21 protein-coding genes are annotated in these 17465 nt (G+C 66.4%); 14 read left to right on the forward strand and 7 right to left on the reverse strand.

From position 1 onward, the window contains the following. Nucleotides 1–61: 61 nt before the first annotated feature. The 3 genes from plsY to ASF14_RS01685 are packed head-to-tail and all read left to right on the forward strand — an operon-like array spanning nt 62 to nt 2245. A complete protein-coding gene (plsY, locus tag ASF14_RS01675; protein ID WP_056430584.1) occupies nt 62–667 on the forward strand; it encodes a glycerol-3-phosphate 1-O-acyltransferase PlsY in 606 nt (201 codons plus the stop codon). Continuing rightward, on the forward strand, nt 660–1739 hold the full coding sequence (dprA, locus tag ASF14_RS01680; protein ID WP_056430587.1) for a DNA-processing protein DprA: 1080 nt from the start codon (nt 660–662) through the stop codon (nt 1737–1739). Before plsY ends, dprA begins: the two co-directional genes overlap by 8 nt. Continuing rightward, nucleotides 1736–2245, forward strand: coding sequence for a GNAT family N-acetyltransferase (locus ASF14_RS01685; protein ID WP_056430591.1), 510 nt, complete (start codon nt 1736–1738; stop codon nt 2243–2245). Before dprA ends, ASF14_RS01685 begins: the two co-directional genes overlap by 4 nt. Nucleotides 2246–2251: 6 nt before the next feature. Here ASF14_RS01685 and ASF14_RS01690 read toward each other — a convergent pair whose 3' ends face one another. Beyond that, a complete protein-coding gene (locus ASF14_RS01690; RefSeq protein WP_056430594.1) occupies nt 2252–2776 on the reverse strand; it encodes a hypothetical protein in 525 nt (174 codons plus the stop codon). 143 nt (nt 2777–2919) lie between these two features. Here ASF14_RS01690 and topA point away from each other — a divergent pair, with 143 nt between their 5' ends. Next, nucleotides 2920–5523, forward strand: coding sequence for a type I DNA topoisomerase (gene topA, locus ASF14_RS01695; protein ID WP_056430597.1), 2604 nt, complete (start codon nt 2920–2922; stop codon nt 5521–5523). A gap of 160 nt (nt 5524–5683) precedes the next feature. Here the strand turns inward: topA and ASF14_RS01700 are convergent, their stop codons facing one another. The 3 genes from ASF14_RS01700 to panC all read right to left on the reverse strand — a co-directional run bounded on the left by ASF14_RS01700 (nt 5684) and on the right by panC (nt 7221). Further along, the gene (locus ASF14_RS01700) at nt 5684–5923 is read right to left on the reverse strand and encodes a hypothetical protein (protein ID WP_156360984.1); all 240 of its coding nucleotides are present in this window, start codon (nt 5921–5923) and stop codon (nt 5684–5686) included. Between the two features lie 71 nt (nt 5924–5994). Next, nucleotides 5995–6300, reverse strand: a complete 306-nt coding sequence (locus ASF14_RS01705) for a hypothetical protein (protein ID WP_056430602.1) — start codon at nt 6298–6300, stop codon at nt 5995–5997. A 75-nt stretch (nt 6301–6375) separates the two neighbouring features. Continuing rightward, nucleotides 6376–7221 (reverse strand): pantoate--beta-alanine ligase, encoded by an 846-nt coding sequence (panC, locus tag ASF14_RS01710; RefSeq protein WP_056430604.1) that lies wholly within the window; start codon nt 7219–7221, stop codon nt 6376–6378. Nucleotides 7222–7296: 75 nt separating this feature from the next. Between panC and ASF14_RS01715 the strand changes: the two genes are divergently transcribed. The 3 genes from ASF14_RS01715 to pgmG are packed head-to-tail and all read left to right on the forward strand — an operon-like array spanning nt 7297 to nt 9770. Further along, on the forward strand, nt 7297–8112 hold the full coding sequence (locus ASF14_RS01715; RefSeq protein WP_056430607.1) for a division plane positioning ATPase MipZ: 816 nt from the start codon (nt 7297–7299) through the stop codon (nt 8110–8112). Nucleotides 8113–8122: 10 nt separating this feature from the next. Continuing rightward, nucleotides 8123–8392, forward strand: coding sequence for a molecular chaperone DnaJ (locus ASF14_RS01720; protein ID WP_056430611.1), 270 nt, complete (start codon nt 8123–8125; stop codon nt 8390–8392). Continuing rightward, complete coding sequence (pgmG, locus tag ASF14_RS01725; protein ID WP_236696889.1) at nt 8382–9770, forward strand: phosphoglucomutase/phosphomannomutase PgmG; 1389 nt, start codon at nt 8382–8384, stop codon at nt 9768–9770. Before ASF14_RS01720 ends, pgmG begins: the two co-directional genes overlap by 11 nt. A gap of 145 nt (nt 9771–9915) precedes the next feature. Here the strand turns inward: pgmG and ASF14_RS01730 are convergent, their stop codons facing one another. Together ASF14_RS01730 and ASF14_RS01735 are read right to left on the reverse strand one after the other, a co-directional pair. Next, nucleotides 9916–11022 carry a M14 family metallopeptidase gene (locus tag ASF14_RS01730; RefSeq protein WP_056430614.1) on the reverse strand — a complete coding sequence of 369 codons (1107 nt, stop codon included), beginning with the start codon at nt 11020–11022 and terminating at the stop codon, nt 9916–9918. Between the two features lie 4 nt (nt 11023–11026). Further along, entirely contained in the window at nt 11027–11644 is a 618-nt protein-coding gene (locus ASF14_RS01735) for a DUF4136 domain-containing protein (RefSeq protein WP_056430617.1), read from the reverse strand. 184 nt (nt 11645–11828) lie between these two features. On the opposite strand from ASF14_RS01735, the gene ykgO reads away from it, so the two are divergent. Together ykgO and ASF14_RS01745 are read left to right on the forward strand one after the other, a co-directional pair. Beyond that, entirely contained in the window at nt 11829–11954 is a 126-nt protein-coding gene (ykgO, locus tag ASF14_RS01740; protein ID WP_003046794.1) for a type B 50S ribosomal protein L36, read from the forward strand. 9 nt (nt 11955–11963) lie between these two features. Further along, on the forward strand, nt 11964–12623 hold the full coding sequence (locus ASF14_RS01745) for an HAD family hydrolase (RefSeq protein ID WP_056430620.1): 660 nt from the start codon (nt 11964–11966) through the stop codon (nt 12621–12623). A gap of 100 nt (nt 12624–12723) precedes the next feature. Here ASF14_RS01745 and ASF14_RS01750 read toward each other — a convergent pair whose 3' ends face one another. Beyond that, nucleotides 12724–13326: a L,D-transpeptidase family protein gene (locus tag ASF14_RS01750; protein ID WP_056430623.1), complete on the reverse strand. Its 603-nt coding sequence runs from the start codon at nt 13324–13326 to the stop codon at nt 12724–12726. Between the two features lie 197 nt (nt 13327–13523). Here ASF14_RS01750 and ASF14_RS01755 point away from each other — a divergent pair, with 197 nt between their 5' ends. The 5 genes from ASF14_RS01755 to nusB all read left to right on the forward strand — a co-directional run bounded on the left by ASF14_RS01755 (nt 13524) and on the right by nusB (nt 17406). Next, entirely contained in the window at nt 13524–14237 is a 714-nt protein-coding gene (locus ASF14_RS01755) for a murein L,D-transpeptidase catalytic domain family protein (protein WP_056430627.1), read from the forward strand. 182 nt (nt 14238–14419) lie between these two features. Further along, on the forward strand, nt 14420–15082 hold the full coding sequence (hisG, locus tag ASF14_RS01760) for an ATP phosphoribosyltransferase (protein WP_056430631.1): 663 nt from the start codon (nt 14420–14422) through the stop codon (nt 15080–15082). Then, on the forward strand, nt 15079–16374 hold the full coding sequence (gene hisD, locus ASF14_RS01765) for a histidinol dehydrogenase (RefSeq protein WP_056430637.1): 1296 nt from the start codon (nt 15079–15081) through the stop codon (nt 16372–16374). The genes hisG and hisD overlap by 4 nt, the downstream gene beginning before the upstream one ends. After that, complete coding sequence (gene aac(6') / locus ASF14_RS01770; RefSeq protein WP_056430640.1) at nt 16371–16787, forward strand: aminoglycoside 6'-N-acetyltransferase; 417 nt, start codon at nt 16371–16373, stop codon at nt 16785–16787. Before hisD ends, aac(6') begins: the two co-directional genes overlap by 4 nt. 163 nt (nt 16788–16950) lie before the next feature. Beyond that, nucleotides 16951–17406 (forward strand): transcription antitermination factor NusB, encoded by a 456-nt coding sequence (nusB, locus tag ASF14_RS01775; RefSeq protein WP_042490521.1) that lies wholly within the window; start codon nt 16951–16953, stop codon nt 17404–17406. Nucleotides 17407–17465 lie beyond the last annotated feature (59 nt).

Genomic DNA, 17465 nt, shown 5'->3' on the forward strand with positions numbered 1-17465 from the left:
GCCGGATTGGACAGGCCAGCACGCATGTTCTATGTCTGTCCCGGAGCACAGGGGAAGACTATTGCCGACCGAAATCATCTGGGGGCCGCCGACCTGGGCCTTGCTGATCGGCTATCTGCTGGGGTCGATTCCGTTCGGCATCATCCTGACCCGCGCCGCTGGGGCGGGTGATCTGCGCAGCATCGGGTCGGGCAATATCGGCGCGACCAATGTGCTGCGCACCGGCCGCAAGGGACTCGCTGCCGCGACGCTGATCCTCGACATGCTGAAGGGTGTCGCCGCCGTATTGCTCGTCCGGCACTGGCTGCCCGGTGAGGAAGTGCTGGCGGCGGCGGCCGCATTCGTCGGGCATTGCTACCCGATCTGGCTGAAGTTTCGCGGGGGCAAAGGTGTCGCGACGTTGATGGGTGTCGTCACCGCGCTCTACTGGCCGCTGGGTGTCGTCTATGCGGTCGTCTGGTTGGGCCTGCTCGCCACCATCCGCATCTCGGCCGTGGCGGGGATGACGGCGGCGGTCAGCGTACCGCTGGCGGCGGCGGCGATGGGCCGGTTCGATCTGGTGCTGCTGCTGATCGCACTCGCGCTGATCGTCGTCTGGAAGCATGGCTCGAATATCGAGCGCCTGCTGGCCGGGACCGAACCCCGTATCGGCAAGAAGCGTGACTGACGCCCGGTTCGCGCAGCTTCGGCTGCTGCGGACGCATGGCATCGGACCCGTCACCTGGCGACAATTGATGGCGCGATTCGGCGAGGCGCAGGCCGCGCTCGACGCCCTGCCCCACCTTGCCCGGCGCGGCGGCGGCGAAGCCCCCAGGGCCGCCGACCCGGCGGGGATCGCGCGCGAGATCGAGGCGGTCGCACGGCTCGGCGCGCGTCATGTCATGCTGGGTGAGCCCGATTACCCCGCGCTGCTCGCCGAACTCGACACCGCCCCGCCCGCACTGATCATACGCGGCGACATGGGATTGGCACAGCGCGGCGGCGTAGCGCTGGTCGGCGCTCGCAACGCCTCGGCCGCATCGTGCCGCTTCGCGCGCGGGCTGGCGCAGGACCTCGCGGCGCAGCGCGTGCCCGTCACCTCCGGACTGGCGCGCGGGATCGATACGGCGGCGCATATCGGCGCGCTCGAGGGCGGCACGATCGGCGTCATCGCCAGCGGCATCGACATCGCCTTCCCACCCGAAAACGCCCGGTTGCAGGAGGAGGTCGCCACGCGCGGCCTGCTGATCGCCGAGCAGCCACCGGGCACGCAGCCGCTGGCGCGCCACTTCCCCTCGCGCAACCGGATCATCGCAGGGCTGGCGCAAGGCACGGTGGTGGTCGAGGCCGCGCCGCGCTCCGGCTCGCTGATCACCGCGCGGCTGGCAGGCGAGGCGGGGCGCGAGGTCATGGCGGTGCCCGGCCACCCCGCCGATCCGCGCGCGCAAGGCTGCAACATGCTGATCCGCGAGGGCGCGACACTGATCCAGTCGGCGGGGGATATCCTGGAACAAATTCGCCCCATCGACGCCCGCATGGTCCGCGCGCCCGAGAGCCGCTACACGCCCCCGCCGCCGCAAGATGCCAGCGATGGCGACCGGCAGCGGGTGAGCGATCTGCTCGGCCCGGTCGCGGTGACGGTCGACGAACTCATCCGCCAGAGCGGACGCCCCTCCGCCATCGTCCAGACGATCCTGCTGGAGCTGGAACTGGCCGGACGGCTGGAGCGCCATGCGGGCGGGCGGGTGGCGCTGACATGATTCAGACCGAACGCCTGACCCTGCGTCCCTATGAGGTTGGGGATTACAACGACTATGCCGCGATGGTCGCCGATCCGGTGGTGGTCCGCCACGCCGGTGCGCCGATGACCGGCGAGGAAGCGTGGATGCGATTGCTGCGCTTCATCGGCTATTGGTCGGTGTTCGGCCACGGGATGTTCGCCGTTCTGGATCGGACGACCGGGCAATATATCGGCGAGACTGGATTCATGGATTTCCGGCGAGAGGTCGCGCCCAGGCTGGACAGTATGCCGGAGGCCGCCTGGGTCTTCACCAGCGCCGCCCATGGCAAGGGCTATGCCTATGAGGCGGCGGCCGCCGCGCATCGCTGGATGGACGAGCATCATGCACCGCCCGCGACCCAGTGCATGATCTCACCCGCCAACCAGCAATCCATCCGGCTGGCGGAGAAGCTGGGCTATCGCTCGCACGACGAACCCCAATATCGCGACCATCAGGTCCATCGCCTGATCCGCGCCCGCCCCTGACAACCGTCAGTCCGTGCCACAAAGCGCCCTACTATCGCCGGTGGCGCACAGCGTCGCTGCGGCCACCAGCGCTTCGGCCCAGGCAATGGCCTGCGGCGTCACGGGGCCCCGAACGGCAGCCTGAACATTGTGGAGCTGTTCGCCGCCAGTCACATAGCGCCCGATCACCATTTCGGCCTGGCCCGTCTGCGGGTTGCGCGGACAGTCGAGGCGAAGGGTCACCGATTCATGCCCGGCCAGCGGCGTATCCCGCATCTCGCCCACCGTCGTGCCGGGACAGGCCCGCTGCATCGACTGAGCCCAGAGCTCGGCATAGCGGCGCGGCCCCATGCCCGGCTTCCAGCCCAGTTGCAGGACCGTGACCATCCGGGTCCAGCGTTCGACCGTCTGCCCGCGTGGCACATATTCGCGGATCGGCGCCGGGCCTCGTCCGGCAAAGCCCAGGACGAAATCGGATGGGACTGGCGGCGCGATATGTTCGGTCACGGGCTGGGCGTCCGCCACACCCATCAACAATGCCAGAATCATCATCACACCCCTCCTCGTCCCATCCCCGGATCACGGCTAGGCATTGATCGTTACGCCGACAAGACGGCCTTGCCTATGCGGCTTGACCTCCCCCCGCCCCCTCCCCATCCTCGCGTACACACGTAAGGGACGTAGTTTTACCACTCATGCAGCTTGTCATCGTCGAATCGCCTGCCAAGGCGAAGACCATCGAGAAATATCTGGGTTCGGACTACCGCGTCCTGGCGAGCTATGGTCACGTCCGCGACCTGCCGCCCAAGGACGGCTCGGTCGACCCCGACCAGAATTTTTCGATGGAGTGGGAGAATTACGCGGACAAGGCGCGTCAGCTCAAAGCCATTGCCGACGAGGCGAAGAAGGCCGACCGCCTGATCCTGGCCACCGACCCTGATCGCGAGGGCGAGGCGATTTCCTGGCACGTGCAGGAGGTTCTGAAGAACCGCAAGGCGCTGCCCGACAAGGTCGAGCGGGTGACGTTCAACGCGATCACCAAGCCCGCCATCCTGCACGCGATGCAGAATCCGCGCGAGCTCGATACCGATCTGATCGACGCCTACCGCGCGCGCCGCGCGCTCGACTATCTGGTCGGCTTCACCCTGTCGCCGGTGCTGTGGCGCAAGCTGCCCGGCGCCAAGTCGGCGGGCCGCGTCCAGTCGGTGGCGCTGCGCCTGATCGTCGGGCGCGAGCGCGAGATCGAAGCGTTCCGGCCCCAGGAATATTGGTCGGTGACGGCCGATATGGAACAGGACGGCACGCCCTTCGTCGCGCGCCTGGTCCAGTGGGATGGCAAGAAGCTCGACCGCCTGTCGATCGGTAACGAGGGCGACGCGACCCGCGCCAAGGCCGATGTCGAGGCGGGCCGGTTCCAGGTCCAGTCGGTTGAGACCAAGCCTGCGACGCGCAACCCGCCGCCGCCCTTCACCACTTCGACGCTGCAACAGGAGGCCGCGCGCAAGCTGGGCTTCTCGGCCGATCACACCATGCGGATCGCGCAGCAGCTCTATGAGGACGGTGCGATCACCTATATGCGGACCGATGGCGTCCAGATGGACGGATCGGCCATCTCGGCGGCGCGCAAGGCCGTGGCCGAGCGCTATGACGGGTCTTACGTCCCCGACAAGCCGCGCATGTACCAGTCCAAGGCGAAGAACGCGCAGGAAGCGCATGAGGCGATCCGCCCGACCGATTTCAGCCGCGACCGTGCCGGTTCGGGCGATCATGGCCGCCTCTACGACCTGATCTGGAAGCGCGCGCTGGCGAGCCAAATGGCGTCGGCACGGATGGAGCGTACCACCATCGACATGGCCGACGGCACCGGCCGCCATACCTTACGCGCCACCGGCCAGGTCGTGCTCTTCCCCGGCTATCTGGCGCTGTATGAAGAAGGCCAGGACGACAGCCAGGACGAGGAAGCCCGCCGCCTCCCCCGCCTGCGCGAGGGCGATGCGCCTGCGAAGAAGGAAGTGAAGGCCGAGCAGCACTTCACCCAGCCGCCGCCGCGCTTCTCCGAAGCCTCGCTGGTCAAGCGGATGGAGGAACTGGGCATCGGGCGTCCGTCCACCTATGCCTCGATCATCAAGACGCTGAAGGACCGGGCCTATGTCCGCGTCGAGAAGAACCGCTTCTTCGCCGAGGAGAGCGGACGACTGGTGACGGCGTTCCTTGAGCGCTTCTTCGAGAAATATGTCGGCTACGACTATACCGCCGAGCTGGAAGAGGAACTGGACGACGTGTCCGGCGGCCGTGCCCAGTGGCAGGCGGTGCTCGACGCCTTCTGGCGCGACTTCAAGCCGCGCACTTCGGAAGTGATGGAGCAGCAGCCCTCGGCGATTACCGCCGAACTGGATCAGTTCCTGGCACCCTATCTGTTCCCCGAGAAGGCGGATGGATCGGATCCGCGCCTCTGCCCCAATTGCGGCGAAGGCAAGCTCGCCCTTCGTGGTGGCCGATTCGGCGCGTTCATCGCCTGCTCCAACTATCCGGAGTGCAAATATACCCGCCGATTCGCCCAGGGCGGCGAAGGGGCTGGCGAGGACACCGGGCCGGAAACGCTCGGCCAGGACCCCGAAACCGGCCTGCCCGTCGAGCGCAAGTCGGGGCGGTTCGGCCCCTATATCCAGCTGGGCGAAGGCAAGGACGCCAAGCGCGCTTCCATCCCCAAGGATGTCGATCTCGACCTGGAATGGGCGCTCAAGCTGCTCAGCCTGCCGCGCACCATCGGCAACCACCCGGAAACGGGCGAGCCGATCACCGCGTCGATCGGGCGCTATGGCCCCTATCTGGCGCATAGCGGCAAATATGCGCGCCTTACCTCGACCGCCGATGTGTTCGAGACGGGCATGAACGCCGCCGTGGTCAAGCTGGCCGAAGCGGCGGCGGGCGGCGGACGTGCCGCGCGGGGCACTGCGTCGCGCGAGCCGCTCAAGGTGCTCGGCAAGCATCCGCGCACCGAGGCGGAGATCAAGCTGATGGAGGGGCGCTACGGCCCTTACGTCACCGACGGCGAGACGAATGCGACCATCCCCAAGACGGTCGACAAGGATCAGCTGACGCTGGAAGAAGCCGCGCAACTGATCGACGCGCGCGCGGCGGCCGCTCCGGCACGCAAGAAGCCCGCGAAGAAGGCGGCGGCGAAAAAGGCGCCTGCCAAGGCCAAGGCAACGGCCGACAAGAAGACCGCCGAGAAGAAGACACCCGCCAAAAAGGCACCTGCCAAGAAAGCCCCGGCAAAGAAGGCGAGCGAAGCCTGAGTCGAATATGATCCCGTGAGCTGATCCCGGCCCGCCCCGTTCGGGCGGATCAGCGCGCGGCGGTCCGCCGGTTCAGGCCGCGTCTATCCGGCGCTTTTCACCAAACCTGGTGGCGGTTGACATATCAAGGGCAGTCTCGACGCCCGATATATGTCGCGCCTCAGGAGTTCGTCTGCTCCACCAACGGCAAGAGCTTGGCGAAACCTCGACGAAAGAGCAGCGCGACGGCCAATCCGATGATTCCGGCCAGTGACCGGCCATGAGAGCTATTGGCTACCATCCAGCGCGGCAAGCCAGCATAGCGTTCGAGCATGATCGTTACAGACAGGCTGACGGCTATCGTGACCCCAAGGTGAACGGCGAGACGCCAAAAGCTGACGGTCACCTTGCCATCGCTCACGCCTTGTTCCGTCATTGTCCCACACATCCCGTCATCACGACCACCAATGGCCATGCTGCGTTAGCGTGGTGTCAGGCCGCGCGCATCTGTGGCATGTTGCCGTAAAGGAAAGCGCGTGCCTGGCGCTGCGCCTCGGCGATCTCGCGCGCGGTCATGTCGCCCGCCACTTCGGCGCGGGCGATCTGCGCCGGCAGGAAGCCCGCGACCGCCGCCAGGTTGAACCATTTGTGCGCCTCGACCAGGTCCAGGCGCTTGCCCCCCGAGCCGGTCGAATAGGCGACCCCCAGGTCGTACATCGTCGCACCATCGTCGGTCGCCACCTGATCGGCGAACCGGCTTTCCATCAGGAATTGTGCGGATTTGCTGCTATTGGCCATATCCTGCCCCTCTGTTCGGACCCCCTCTGCGTCCGACACTGGGTGTATGGCCATAACGGTCACAAATTGGTTAACTCATGACAGGTCGGTGACAGCGATATTATCGATCAGTCTGGTCGATCCCATACGGGCAGCGGCCACCAGGCGGCGCGGGCGCTCTACGGTGCAATCGAGTGAAAGTGTTACCGCGTCGACCAGCTCGACATAATCCACCTCGAACCCGGCGGCGGTCAGGGTCGCGCGGGCATCGCCCAAAACGGTCGCTGCGTCCTCGCCCCGCCCGATGGCCCGGGCCGCGACACCCAGCGCGCGCGGCAGCGCGACTGCCTTGGCCCGCTGTTCCTCGTCGAGATAGATGTTGCGCGACGAAAGCGCGAGGCCGTCATCGTCGCGCTGGGTCGGCACGCCGACCACGTCGATGGGGAAGTCGAGATCGGCGACCATGCGGCGGATCACCGCCAGCTGCTGGAAATCCTTCTCACCGAAATAGGCCGCGTCGGGGCCGACCTGGTTGAACAGCTTGGCGACGACCGTCGCGACCCCGTCGAAATGGCCCGGGCGCGATGCACCCTCCAGCCCTTCGCTGACGCCGTCGACGCGGATCGAGGTCGCATGGCCCTCGGGATACATCACCTCGACGCCGGGCATCCATAACAGGTCGCAGCCCGCCTCGGTCAGCATACGGATGTCGGACTGTTCGCGCCGGGGATAACGGCCCAGATCCTCGCCCGCGCCGAACTGCTTGGGATTCACGAAGATCGACGCCACGACCTTGGTGCCCGGCCGCTTCGCCGCTTCGACGAGCGCGATATGCCCGGCGTGGAGCGCGCCCATGGTCGGCACCAGCGCCACGCGCGCGCCCTCGGCACGCAACGCGGCGAGTGCCTCTACCAAGGCTTCGCGATCCCGAATGACTTGCACTGATTTTACCCCTCGTTCCCCACGCCGAGGGCTTCTATGTAGGGTGGCAACGGGGATCAATAAGGAAGCGACGAGTTGCCGGAACGGCTATCTTCAACGCACGTGATTGTCTTTGCCAATGAAAAAGGTGGCACAGGCAAATCGACGACGGCGGTTCATGTGGCGATCGCGCTGGCCGCCAAGGGTGCACGCGTGGCGTGCCTCGATCTGGATCATCGCCAGCGCACGGTGGGCCGCTATCTCGACAATCGGGCCGAGACGATCAAGCGCACCGGGCACAAGCTGCCCATGCCGGCCCATGCGACTCATACCAGCCAGACCGAGGAAGGGTTCGAGGAACTCTGGTTCGGTCTGTCGCAGGATGCCGATTTCCTGATCGTCGACACGCCGGGGCGCGACGATCATTTCGCGCGGACGGCGGCGGCCCTGTCCAACACGCTGGTCACGCCGATGAACGACAGTTTCGTCGACTTCGACCTGATCGGACAGGTCGACCCGGAGACGTTCCAGGTCACGCGTCCCAGCTTCTATTCGGAGCTGATCTGGGATGCGCGCAAGCAGCGGGCGCGCGCCGACGGCACCACCATCGACTGGGTCGTGCTGCGCAACAGATTGCAGCATATCGAGGCGCGCAACATGCGCCGCGTGTCGGACGCGCTGACCGACCTGTCGCGCCGCGTCGGCTTTCGCGTGATCCCCGGCCTGGGCGAGCGCGTCATCTATCGTGAGATGTTCCCCAACGGCCTGACCATGATCGACGCCAAGGAATTCGGCGCAATGGGCTTGGGCCATGTCGCCGCGCGTCAGGAACTGCGCGAGATGATGGCCGCGTTGCAACTACCCGAAGGCGGAGCGGAAGCAGGAGCCAAAGAGGCAGACGCCGCCGCATGATGGGGGCCGCATGAAATGGCTGATCGCGCTGGCGGTCATCTGGCTGGTGTGGCGTTACATGCCACGCCCGACCAAGCCGAAACTCGCGCCCCGGCTGCCGCGTGACGAGGCGGACGCGCTGGCGATTCTAGACCTGCCGCCGGGCGCGGATGCCGAGGCGATTCGCCAGGCGCATCGTCGCCTGATCGGGCAGGTCCATCCCGATCGCGGCGGCTCGGCCGACCTGACGCGGCGGGTGAACGCCGCGCGCGACCTGTTGCTGGCGCGCCGTGACGCCTGATCCTGGGGCCGGGCGAATCGCTGCGATCCACCCCAGCGCCTGCCGCGAATATGACGTGCGCGGCACCGTGCCCGAGACGCTGGACGAGGGCGCGGCCTATGCGGTCGGGCGCGGCTTCGCCACACGGATCCGGCGGGCGGGCGGCACCCGCGTCGTCGTCGGGCGCGACGGGCGGCTGAGTTCCCCTATGTTGGAGGCCGCGCTGGTCGACGGGCTGACCGACAGCGGTGTCGATGTCGTACGCATCGGCCTGAGCCCCACGCCGATGGTCTATTTCGCCGAAGCGACGTTAGGGGTGGACGGCGCCGTACAGGTAACGGGCAGCCATAATCCCCGCGACGACAACGGCTTCAAGATGGTGCTGCGCCATCGCCCCTTTTTCGGCGAGGATGTCCAAGACCTGGCGCGCATGGCGGCGGCGCGCGACTGGACCGAGGGTGCGGGAAGCGTCGAGCAGGTCGATATCCTCGACGCCTATGTCGACCGGCTGCTGGCCGGTTATGCGGGCGGTGAATACCGCATCGGCTGGGATTGCGGCAGCGGCGCGGCGGGCCCCGTCATCGAAAAGCTGGTCCAGCGCCTGCCGGGTGAGCATCATACGCTGTTCACCGATGTGGATGGTCATTTCCCGCATCATCACCCCGATCCGACGGTCGAGGCCAATCTAGACGCGCTGAAGCGACTCGTGGCGGACAGACGCCTCGATTTCGGATTCGCTTTCGACGGCGATGGCGACCGGATCGGCGCGATCGACGGACAGGGACGGGTGATCTGGGGCGACCAGATTTTGATGCTGCTGGCGGGCCCTGCCCTGACCGAGCATCCGGGCGCCCCGATCGTCGCGGACGTGAAGGCCAGCCAGGCGCTGTTCGACCATATCGAGGGCTTGGGTGGACGGCCGGTCATGTGGAAGACCGGCCACAGCCTGATGAAGACCAAGGTGCTGGAAACCGCAGCCCCGCTAGGCGGCGAGATGTCGGGGCACATGTTCTTCGCGGGCGAATGGTATGGATTCGACGATGCCCATTATGCGGCGATCCGCCTGATCCGCAGCGTCCATCTGGCGGGTCGTTCGATGACCGAGCTGCGCGGCGCGATGCCCCTGATGGTCGACATTCCCGAGACGCGGATCACGGTGGCCGAGGCGGACAAGTTCGCCATCGTGGACCGGGTGGCGGCGGCGCTCGCTCGGGATGGAGCCGAGGTCAACGATACCGATGGCGTCCGGGTGCGGACGGCGGACGGCTGGTGGCTGCTACGGGCGTCGAACACGCAGGCTGCACTGACCGTGCGCGCCGAGGCCGGGGATAGAGCCGGACTGGAGCGGGTCTTGGCGGAGTTGGACGGCTATCTGGCGGCGCAGGGGGTACGCCGGTAATTTGGCGAGGCTCGGGACGTGGCCTTCGACTTCGCTCAGGCTGAACGGAGCGAGGGGGTTTACATTTTTGCCCCAACCGCCGTTCAGCCTGAGCGAAGTCGAAGGCCAAGGGGAGCCCTATCGCAAGGGCTCCCCAAAACCCCGATCAGATATCCCCGATCATCTCCGACAGCACCTCCAGGCAAGACACGCCCAGCTTGGCCGAACGCTCGCCGGACCAGCCATGGACGCGGTCCGGGTTCGGGGCATGGTCCTTGAACGGCATTTCCAGCGTCACCGACACCGCACCGAATCGCTCGGCGAGCTGGTTGGTCGACATGGCGAGGTTGGCATTGCCCGCGCTCGACTTCTCATAGCCCATCTGGGTCTGGAAATCGGGCGTATGCGCGGCCAGGCGGCGGCCGAATTCATAGAATTTGGCGCCATGTTCCTCGGTCCAGCTCGGGATACCCTCGAACCCGGCGATGAAGTTGGCCGGGATCGCCTCGTCGCCATGCGCGTCGATCGCGAAGTCGACGCCGGTCTGGTCCATGCGATTGCGGACGCACAGCACTTCGGGGCTGCGCTCGGGCGTCGGCTCGTGCCATTCGCGGTTGAGGTTCACACCCGCCGCATTGGTGCGCAGATGCCCGCGTCGCGTGCCATCGGGGTTCATGTTGGGCACGACATGGACCGTCGCCGCCGCCAGCAGCGACTCGGCCGCCGGGCCGGTCAGCCAGTCGAGCGCGCCCTCCATCCACCATTCGGCCATCGATTCGCCCGGATGCTGGCGGGCATAGAGCCACACCTGCTTCGGGCCGGAGCCGAAGCGGAAATAGTCGATTGGTTGACCGTCCAGGCTCTGGCCGATCTCTTCGTGATGAACGCCCTTCGCGGCGATTCGCGCGACCAGATCGTGGTGACGCTCCATCGTATAGGGCTCGAAATAGGCGAACCACGCGACGTCCGACTCGCCCGTCCACTGCCATTCCAGCACGCCGCCCGCATAGCGGGTCGGCGTCATCCGCCATTCCTGCCGGTCGGTCGAGGCACGGACCTGATAATTCGGCCAGCCATCGGGGAAGGCCGAATCCGCCCCGTTCAGGATGCGGAAGGTCAGCGTCCGTCCCTTCGCGCCGCCGACCCGGAAATAGAACCACTGGTAAAAGTCGGAATCCTTGTCCTTGACGATCTCCAGGTCGACCCGGTCGCCCTCGATCGCCACCACGCGGATGTTGCCGCCATCGAAGGACGCATTGATGGTCAGGGTCATCGCCTTACTTCACCTCGATCGTGCGGCCCGATTCGCCGGGGAATTTGGTGAACAGCGCATCGGCGAGCTTGGCGGCCTGCGCCTGCGCGTCCAGCTTGGCGAGGGCCTGAACCGGCGCGATGTTGCGCGCGCTGCCTTCCCAGATGGGCGACTGGTCCACGCGGCGCTTGATCTGGACCGACAATTCGGTGCCGATGATCTCCTGCGGCTGGCTCTTGCCGATCGGGAAGCTCAGCCCCCCGCCCAGCCCCACGCCGCCGCCACGACCGCCCGAGAAGCTGCCGCCGCCCAGACCGATCGAGAAGGGCGAGGGTCGCGGCGGGCCCAGCCGGTTGGCGCGGGTGAAGTTCACGGTCGCGATGAAGTCGGGCTGCGCATCGCCCTGCGCCAGCGAATAGCCGTTGCGCAGAAGTGCGGTCTCGACCGCGGCGGCATAGGTCTTGAACTCGATGCTGGCCGGGCCGGTGGCCGACAGCGGCTCGACCCGGATGGTGCCGCGCGCGATCGGCTGCCCCAGGTGATAGCGGATTACCTCGGTCGGCGGCAGGCGCCCGCCCGTGGTGGAACAGGCGGCCAGCGTTCCGGCGGCAGCCGCGAGGATCAGGAGCGAGCGGGCTTTCATGCGTCGAAGACCTTGAGATGTTACGGATGGGCAACGCATGACATATGAGGGATGATCCGGCGGCGGAAGAGGGCGCGGCGATCATGACCCATCCGTCATGCCGGAACCTTGACTTAAGTGCCGGTTGCCACTAGGCGGCGACGCTTTCCAGATCACCCTCCAGTTCAAAAGAAGCGAATCGATCATGAAGATCCGCAATTCCCTGAAGTCGCTCAAGGATCGTCACCGGGACAACCGCGTGATCCGCCGTCGCGGCCGCACCTATGTCATCAACAAGACCAACCGTCGTTTCAAGGCGCGCCAGGGCTAATCAGCCCTGATGCCGATCGAATCGAACGTGACGGACGAACAGTCCGTGACGCGCGCCGATCGGCCGACCGCCGTCATCTTTGACGTCGGTCGTGTGCTTTACGACTGGGATCCCCGGATCCTGTATCGGCGCCTGATCGCAGACGATCGGGCGCTCGATGCATTTGTGCGCGATGTCGTCACCACCGAGTGGCATTTCCAGCATGATGCGGGCCGCGACTTCGCCGACACCTCGGCGGAGCTGATCGCGCTGTACCCGCAGCATCGGGAACTGATCGCCGCCTGGGGCCCGCGCTTCAGCGACAGCATCGGCGATCCGATTGCCGGGATGCACGAACTTGTCGCCGAACTGGATGCGGCGGGTGTGCCCCTGTTCGCGATCACGAACTTCAGCCATGAATTTTGGCCGCCCTTCCGTGCGCGCGAATCGGTGCTGTTCGATCGATTCCGCGACATCGTGGTGTCGGGCGACGAAAAACTGGTGAAGCCCGATCCCGCCATCTACCGCCTCGCGCTCGCCCGATTCGGGCTGGAGCCGGGGGAGGCGGTGTTCATCGACGACAATCGTGCGAATATCGATGCGGCAGCGGCGTTGGGCATTCATGCGCTGCACTTCACCGACGAAGCGACGCTTCGGCCTCAGCTTCGGGCATTGGGGTTGGTGACCTAGCCGCCCAGTTGGCCCGTGCGCTTCGACTTCGCTCAGCGTGAACGGCCTTTAATACCAAGTCCCGTTCAGCCTGAGCGTAGTCGAAGGCCACGCCCGAACCTTACCGCGACAACGACGCCAATTGCGCCTCGTTCGCCTGGCTGGCCTCCGTCTCCATGAGCGCCGGGTCGAAATGATCCCCGACCATCTGATCGGTGACGATCACAGTCGTCCCCACCGAGGTGATCGAAAACAACTTCTTCGCAAAGGCCGCAGGCAGCCGGATGCAGCCATGCGAGTCGGGAAAACCGGGATTGTTGCCCGCATGAAGCGCCACGCCATCCCAGGTCAGGCGCTGCATGAACGGCATGGGAGCCGAATTATACAGGTTGCTGCGATGCATCTCGCGCTTCTGAAGGATCGGGAAGACGCCGACGGGCGTATCCTTGCCGTCCTTGCCGGTCGACACCGCCGCCGCCGCGACCATCGTGTCGCCGCGATAGACATAGGCGCGCTGCATCGGAATGCTGACCACCACCGTCACCGGCTGCGCGATCGGATAGACCGCTGTCATCTGCGGGTCGGCCCAGACGAATCGATTGGGGGCAAGAGCGGCGGCGGCCTGCGCCACCGTGGCGGTCCCCGGCCCGTCCTCGGCCAGAGCCGGTGCGGCGAAACCCAGCGTCGTAGCACCCAGCAGGGCGGCAAAAGCGAGAGCCTTCATATCCCTTTTCCTTGGCGAGTTCACAAAATATTAAACCCGTCAAGCAACAATTGGTGCCAAGCGAAAATTTTTGCGATGCGACGGAACTTTCGCTGAATCGATGGAACCAAGCGATCAACCGATGGGCCGATGGGCAGAAAAATGGCCTGACCTTTGCTACATAGGTCTTGCGGGAATTCTGGGGTTGAAGGACCAAAATGCACGATAATTTGGACGCGGCGCCGGGTCGGCGCGCGCTGTTGAAGAACGCGCTGGTGCTCGCCGGGGCATTGGCGGTTCCGGGGGCGGTGAGTGCCCGGGGACGGCTGACGGCGGGCGATCTTCGCCCGGTGCGCCAGCCTCCGATCCCAAGCCGTCCGACCGTTCCGGCAGTGCCGCAGGCGATCCTGGCCTCGTCGCGGGTCGTCCGTCCGGCGCTGCTGCGTCAGGCGATAGCCTCGCTGCAGAAACATGGTTCGCAGGTGCGGCAGCGCGACCGGATGGCGATCGTCGATTTCGCGGTCGGCTCGTCCGAACCGCGCCTCCACCTGGTCGACCTGATCAGCGGCAAGAGCACCTCGCTGCTCGTCTCGCACGGCAGCGGGTCGGACCCGTCGCACAGCGGCTATGTCCAGCGCTTCTCCAACGCGTTCAATTCGAACGCCAGCAGCGAGGGCGCCTTCCTGACCGACAATTATTATGTCGGCAAGCATGGCCGGTCGCAGCGTCTGGTCGGGCTGGACCCCACCAACGACAATGCGCTGGGCCGCGCGATCGTGATCCACTCGGCCTGGTACGCCAATCGCGACATGATCCGCAGCCACGGGATGCTGGGCCGCAGCCAGGGCTGCTTCGCGGTCGGCGAGAACGACCTGGACCGCGTGTTCGCCAATCTCGGCCCCGGCCGGATGATCTACGCCGCCAAGGTGTAACGGTCTCAAATCCTCCCCGGCACGGGGAGGTGGCAGGCCGCAGGCCTGACGGAGGGCGGATCGCCACGTAGGACGTCCTATGCGGCACGCCCCCTCCACCATCCTGCGGATGGTCTCCCTCCCCGTACCGGGGAGGATAAGAATTGCGATCCCGGGTGGCGGGGGTTAAGCCCCCGATCCTCATGGCCCAACCGCTGATCATCGCCGTCCCCAAGGGACGCATCCTGGCCGAGGCGCTGCCGTTGCTCGCCGCCGCCGGCATCCGGCCCGAACCGGCCTTCACCGACAAGGACAGCCGCGCGCTGCGCTTCGCCACCGATGTCCCCGGCATCGAGCTGATCCGCGTCCGCGCCTTCGACGTCGCCACCTTCGTCGCGCATGGCGCGGCGCAGCTGGGCATCGTCGGATCGGACGTGCTGTCCGAATTCGGCTATTCCGAGCTTTACGCGCCGGTCGACCTGAAGATCGGCCATTGCCGCATCTCGGTCGCCGAGCCCGCCGCGATGGCGGAGAGCGACGATCCGCGTGGGTGGAGCCATGTCCGCGTCGCGACCAAATATCCGCATATCACCAGCCGCCACTTCGCCGCGCGTGGGGTACAGGCGGAGTGCGTCAAGCTGAACGGCGCGATGGAGCTGGCCCCGACTTTGGGCCTGGCGCCGCGCATCGTCGACCTGGTGTCCTCGGGCCGTACGCTGAAGGAAAACGGGCTGGTCGAGGTGGAGGTGATCGAGGAGGTCACCTCGCGCCTGGTCGTCAACCGCGCCGCGATGAAGACGCGCGCGCAGGTCGTGCCGCTGGTCGAGGCCTTCCGCCGCGCCGTGGCCGAAAGGCACGCCGCATGATCCGTCTCGATACGCAGGAACCGGGCTTCGCCGCCGCGTTTGACGAACTGGTCGATGCCCGGCGCGAAAGCGATGCCGATGTCGCGCGCGACGTGCAGGTGATCCTGCGCGCGGTCCGCGACGATGGCGAGGCGGCGGTCGCGGCCTTCACCAAGCAGTTCGACGGCCATGACCTGGCCGAGACCGGCTGGCGGATCGAGCCCGCCGATTGCCGTGCGGCCTATGAGGCGCTGGAGCCCGAACTGCGCGCCGCACTCGACCTCGCCGCCGCGCGCATCCGGGCCTATCACGAAAAGCAGAAGCCGACAGACACCGACTATGTCGATGCGCAGGGTGTCCGGCTGGGCGCGCGCTGGACGGCGGTGGATGCGGCGGGAATCTATGTCCCCGGCGGACGCGCGGCCTATCCCTCCTCGCTGCTGATGAACGCGATTCCTGCCAAGGTGGCCGGTGTCGAGCGACTGGTGATGGTCACCCCGACGCCCAAGGGCGAGATCAACCATCTGGTCCTCGCCGCCGCGCATCTGGCGGGCGTGGACGAGGTGTGGCGCGTCGGCGGCGCACAGGCGGTGGGCGCGCTGGCCTATGGCGCCGGGCGCATCCAGCGGGTCGATGTCGTCACCGGCCCCGGCAATGCCTGGGTCGCGGAGGCCAAGCGCCAGGTCTATGGCATGGTCGGCATCGACATGGTGGCGGGCCCGTCCGAGATCGTCGTCGTCGCCGACGGCCGGAACGATCCCGACTGGATCGCCGCCGACCTGCTGAGCCAGGCCGAGCATGACACCGTCACCCAGTCGATCCTGTTCACCGATGACGCCGACTTCGCGACCCGTGTCGCCGAAGCCGTCGACCGGCAGATCCCCGAACTGGCGACCGCCAGCGTCGCGCGGACCGCCTGGGATGCGAACGGCGCGATCATCGTCGTCGATTTGCTGGAGGCCGCCATGCCGCTGGTCGACCGACTCGCGCCCGAGCATCTCGAACTCGCGGTGGACGATCCGCAAGCGCTGTTCGACCGGCTGCGCCACGCAGGCTCGGTCTTTCTGGGCCGCCATACGCCGGAAGCCATCGGCGATTATGTCGCCGGGCCGAATCACGTCCTGCCCACGGGCCGCCGCGCGCGTTTCGCCAGCGGGCTGTCGGTGCTCGACTTCATGAAACGGACGAGCTTCCTGGGCCTGACCGAGACGGCGCTGAACGAACTCGGCCCCGCGACGGTGGCGCTGGCCCATGCCGAGGGGCTTCCGGCCCATGCCAAGTCGGTGGCGCTGCGGCTGCGGCTCAATCGATGATCGTCGCGCCCGCCGCGCCGGAGCATCGGGAAGGATGGCGGGCGTTGCGGGCGGCGCTCTGGGGCAAGGAAGCGGGTGATCCGGCGGACTTGCCCGAAAGCGACGGGAATTTCGTCGCGCTGGAGGATGGCCGGGTGATCGGTTTTGCCGAGGCGGCGGTCCGGCATGATTACGTCAATGGCTGCGACACCTCGCCGGTGCTGTTCCTGGAAGGGCTGTTCGTCGATCCCGACCATCGCCGACAGGGCGTCGCCGGGGCGCTGGTCGCGGCGGTGGCGGACTGGGGCCGGGCGCGAGGGTATACGGAATTTGCTTCCGATGCCGAGATCGACAATGTCGACAGCTATGCGATGCACCGGGCACTGGGGTTCGCGGAGACCGAGCGGGTGGTGTATTTCCGTCGGGAATTGTGAAAGGTCCGGCCCTTGGCCTTCGGCTTCGCCTATGCTGAATGGAGGTTGGGAACCGGGCTGGATACCAAAACCCCGTTCAGCCTGAGCGAAGTCGAAGGCCACGTCCACGCCCCCTCACCCAAAACACGTGACGGATTGACGACAGCCCGGTAAAGGCCCGCCAATGACTCGTCCTCCAGCCCGTACCCAGGCGCGCGCCGCCGCGCGCCTTGCCGCCGTTCAGGCGCTTTATCAGCATGACATGGAACAGACCCCGCTGGCGGCCTTGCTCCACGAATTCCACAATCACCGCATCGGCGCGACCATCGAGGATGTCGAATATGCCGATGCCGATATCGATTTCTTCGACGATGTCGTGAAGGGCGTGCAGGCGCGCCTGGGCGAGATCGACGTGATGATCGAGGGCAAACTGGCCAAGGGCTGGACGCTCAACCGTCTCGACAAGCCCATGAAGGCGATCCTGCGCGCCGGGACCTACGAACTGATCGCACGCCATGACGTGCCGGTCGGCGCGGTCATCAGCGAATATGTCGATGTCGCTCACGCCTTCTACGAAAAGCGCGAATCGGGCTTCGTCAACGGCCTGCTCGACGCGATCGCCAAGGTCGCGCGGGCCTAGGGCATGATGGCATGGCTTTGCCCCGTCGTGACGGAGCCGAAATTGGCTTGTGGGTAGGA

Source organism: Sphingomonas sp. Leaf257 (assembly GCF_001422185.1).
Classification (GTDB): domain Bacteria; phylum Pseudomonadota; class Alphaproteobacteria; order Sphingomonadales; family Sphingomonadaceae; genus Sphingomonas; species Sphingomonas yabuuchiae.

Bases quoted from the DNA above. Each gene is read 5' to 3' on its own strand.
- ASF14_RS01685 (WP_056430591.1), top strand. From the start codon at position 1,736: ATGATTCAGACCGAACGCCTGACCCTGCGTCCCTATGAGGTTGGGGAT.
- ASF14_RS01690 (WP_056430594.1), bottom strand. From the start codon at position 2,776: ATGATGATTCTGGCATTGTTGATGGGTGTGGCGGACGCCCAGCCCGTG.
- topA (WP_056430597.1), top strand. From the start codon at position 2,920: ATGCAGCTTGTCATCGTCGAATCGCCTGCCAAGGCGAAGACCATCGAG.
- ASF14_RS01705 (WP_056430602.1), bottom strand. From the start codon at position 6,300: ATGGCCAATAGCAGCAAATCCGCACAATTCCTGATGGAAAGCCGGTTC.
- ASF14_RS01720 (WP_056430611.1), top strand. From the start codon at position 8,123: ATGAAATGGCTGATCGCGCTGGCGGTCATCTGGCTGGTGTGGCGTTAC.
- ASF14_RS01730 (WP_056430614.1), bottom strand. From the start codon at position 11,022: ATGACCCTGACCATCAATGCGTCCTTCGATGGCGGCAACATCCGCGTG.
- ASF14_RS01735 (WP_056430617.1), bottom strand. From the start codon at position 11,644: ATGAAAGCCCGCTCGCTCCTGATCCTCGCGGCTGCCGCCGGAACGCTG.
- ykgO (WP_003046794.1), top strand. From the start codon at position 11,829: ATGAAGATCCGCAATTCCCTGAAGTCGCTCAAGGATCGTCACCGGGAC.
- ASF14_RS01745 (WP_056430620.1), top strand. From the start codon at position 11,964: ATGCCGATCGAATCGAACGTGACGGACGAACAGTCCGTGACGCGCGCC.
- ASF14_RS01750 (WP_056430623.1), bottom strand. From the start codon at position 13,326: ATGAAGGCTCTCGCTTTTGCCGCCCTGCTGGGTGCTACGACGCTGGGT.
- ASF14_RS01755 (WP_056430627.1), top strand. From the start codon at position 13,524: ATGCACGATAATTTGGACGCGGCGCCGGGTCGGCGCGCGCTGTTGAAG.
- hisG (WP_056430631.1), top strand. From the start codon at position 14,420: ATGGCCCAACCGCTGATCATCGCCGTCCCCAAGGGACGCATCCTGGCC.
- hisD (WP_056430637.1), top strand. From the start codon at position 15,079: ATGATCCGTCTCGATACGCAGGAACCGGGCTTCGCCGCCGCGTTTGAC.
- nusB (WP_042490521.1), top strand. From the start codon at position 16,951: ATGACTCGTCCTCCAGCCCGTACCCAGGCGCGCGCCGCCGCGCGCCTT.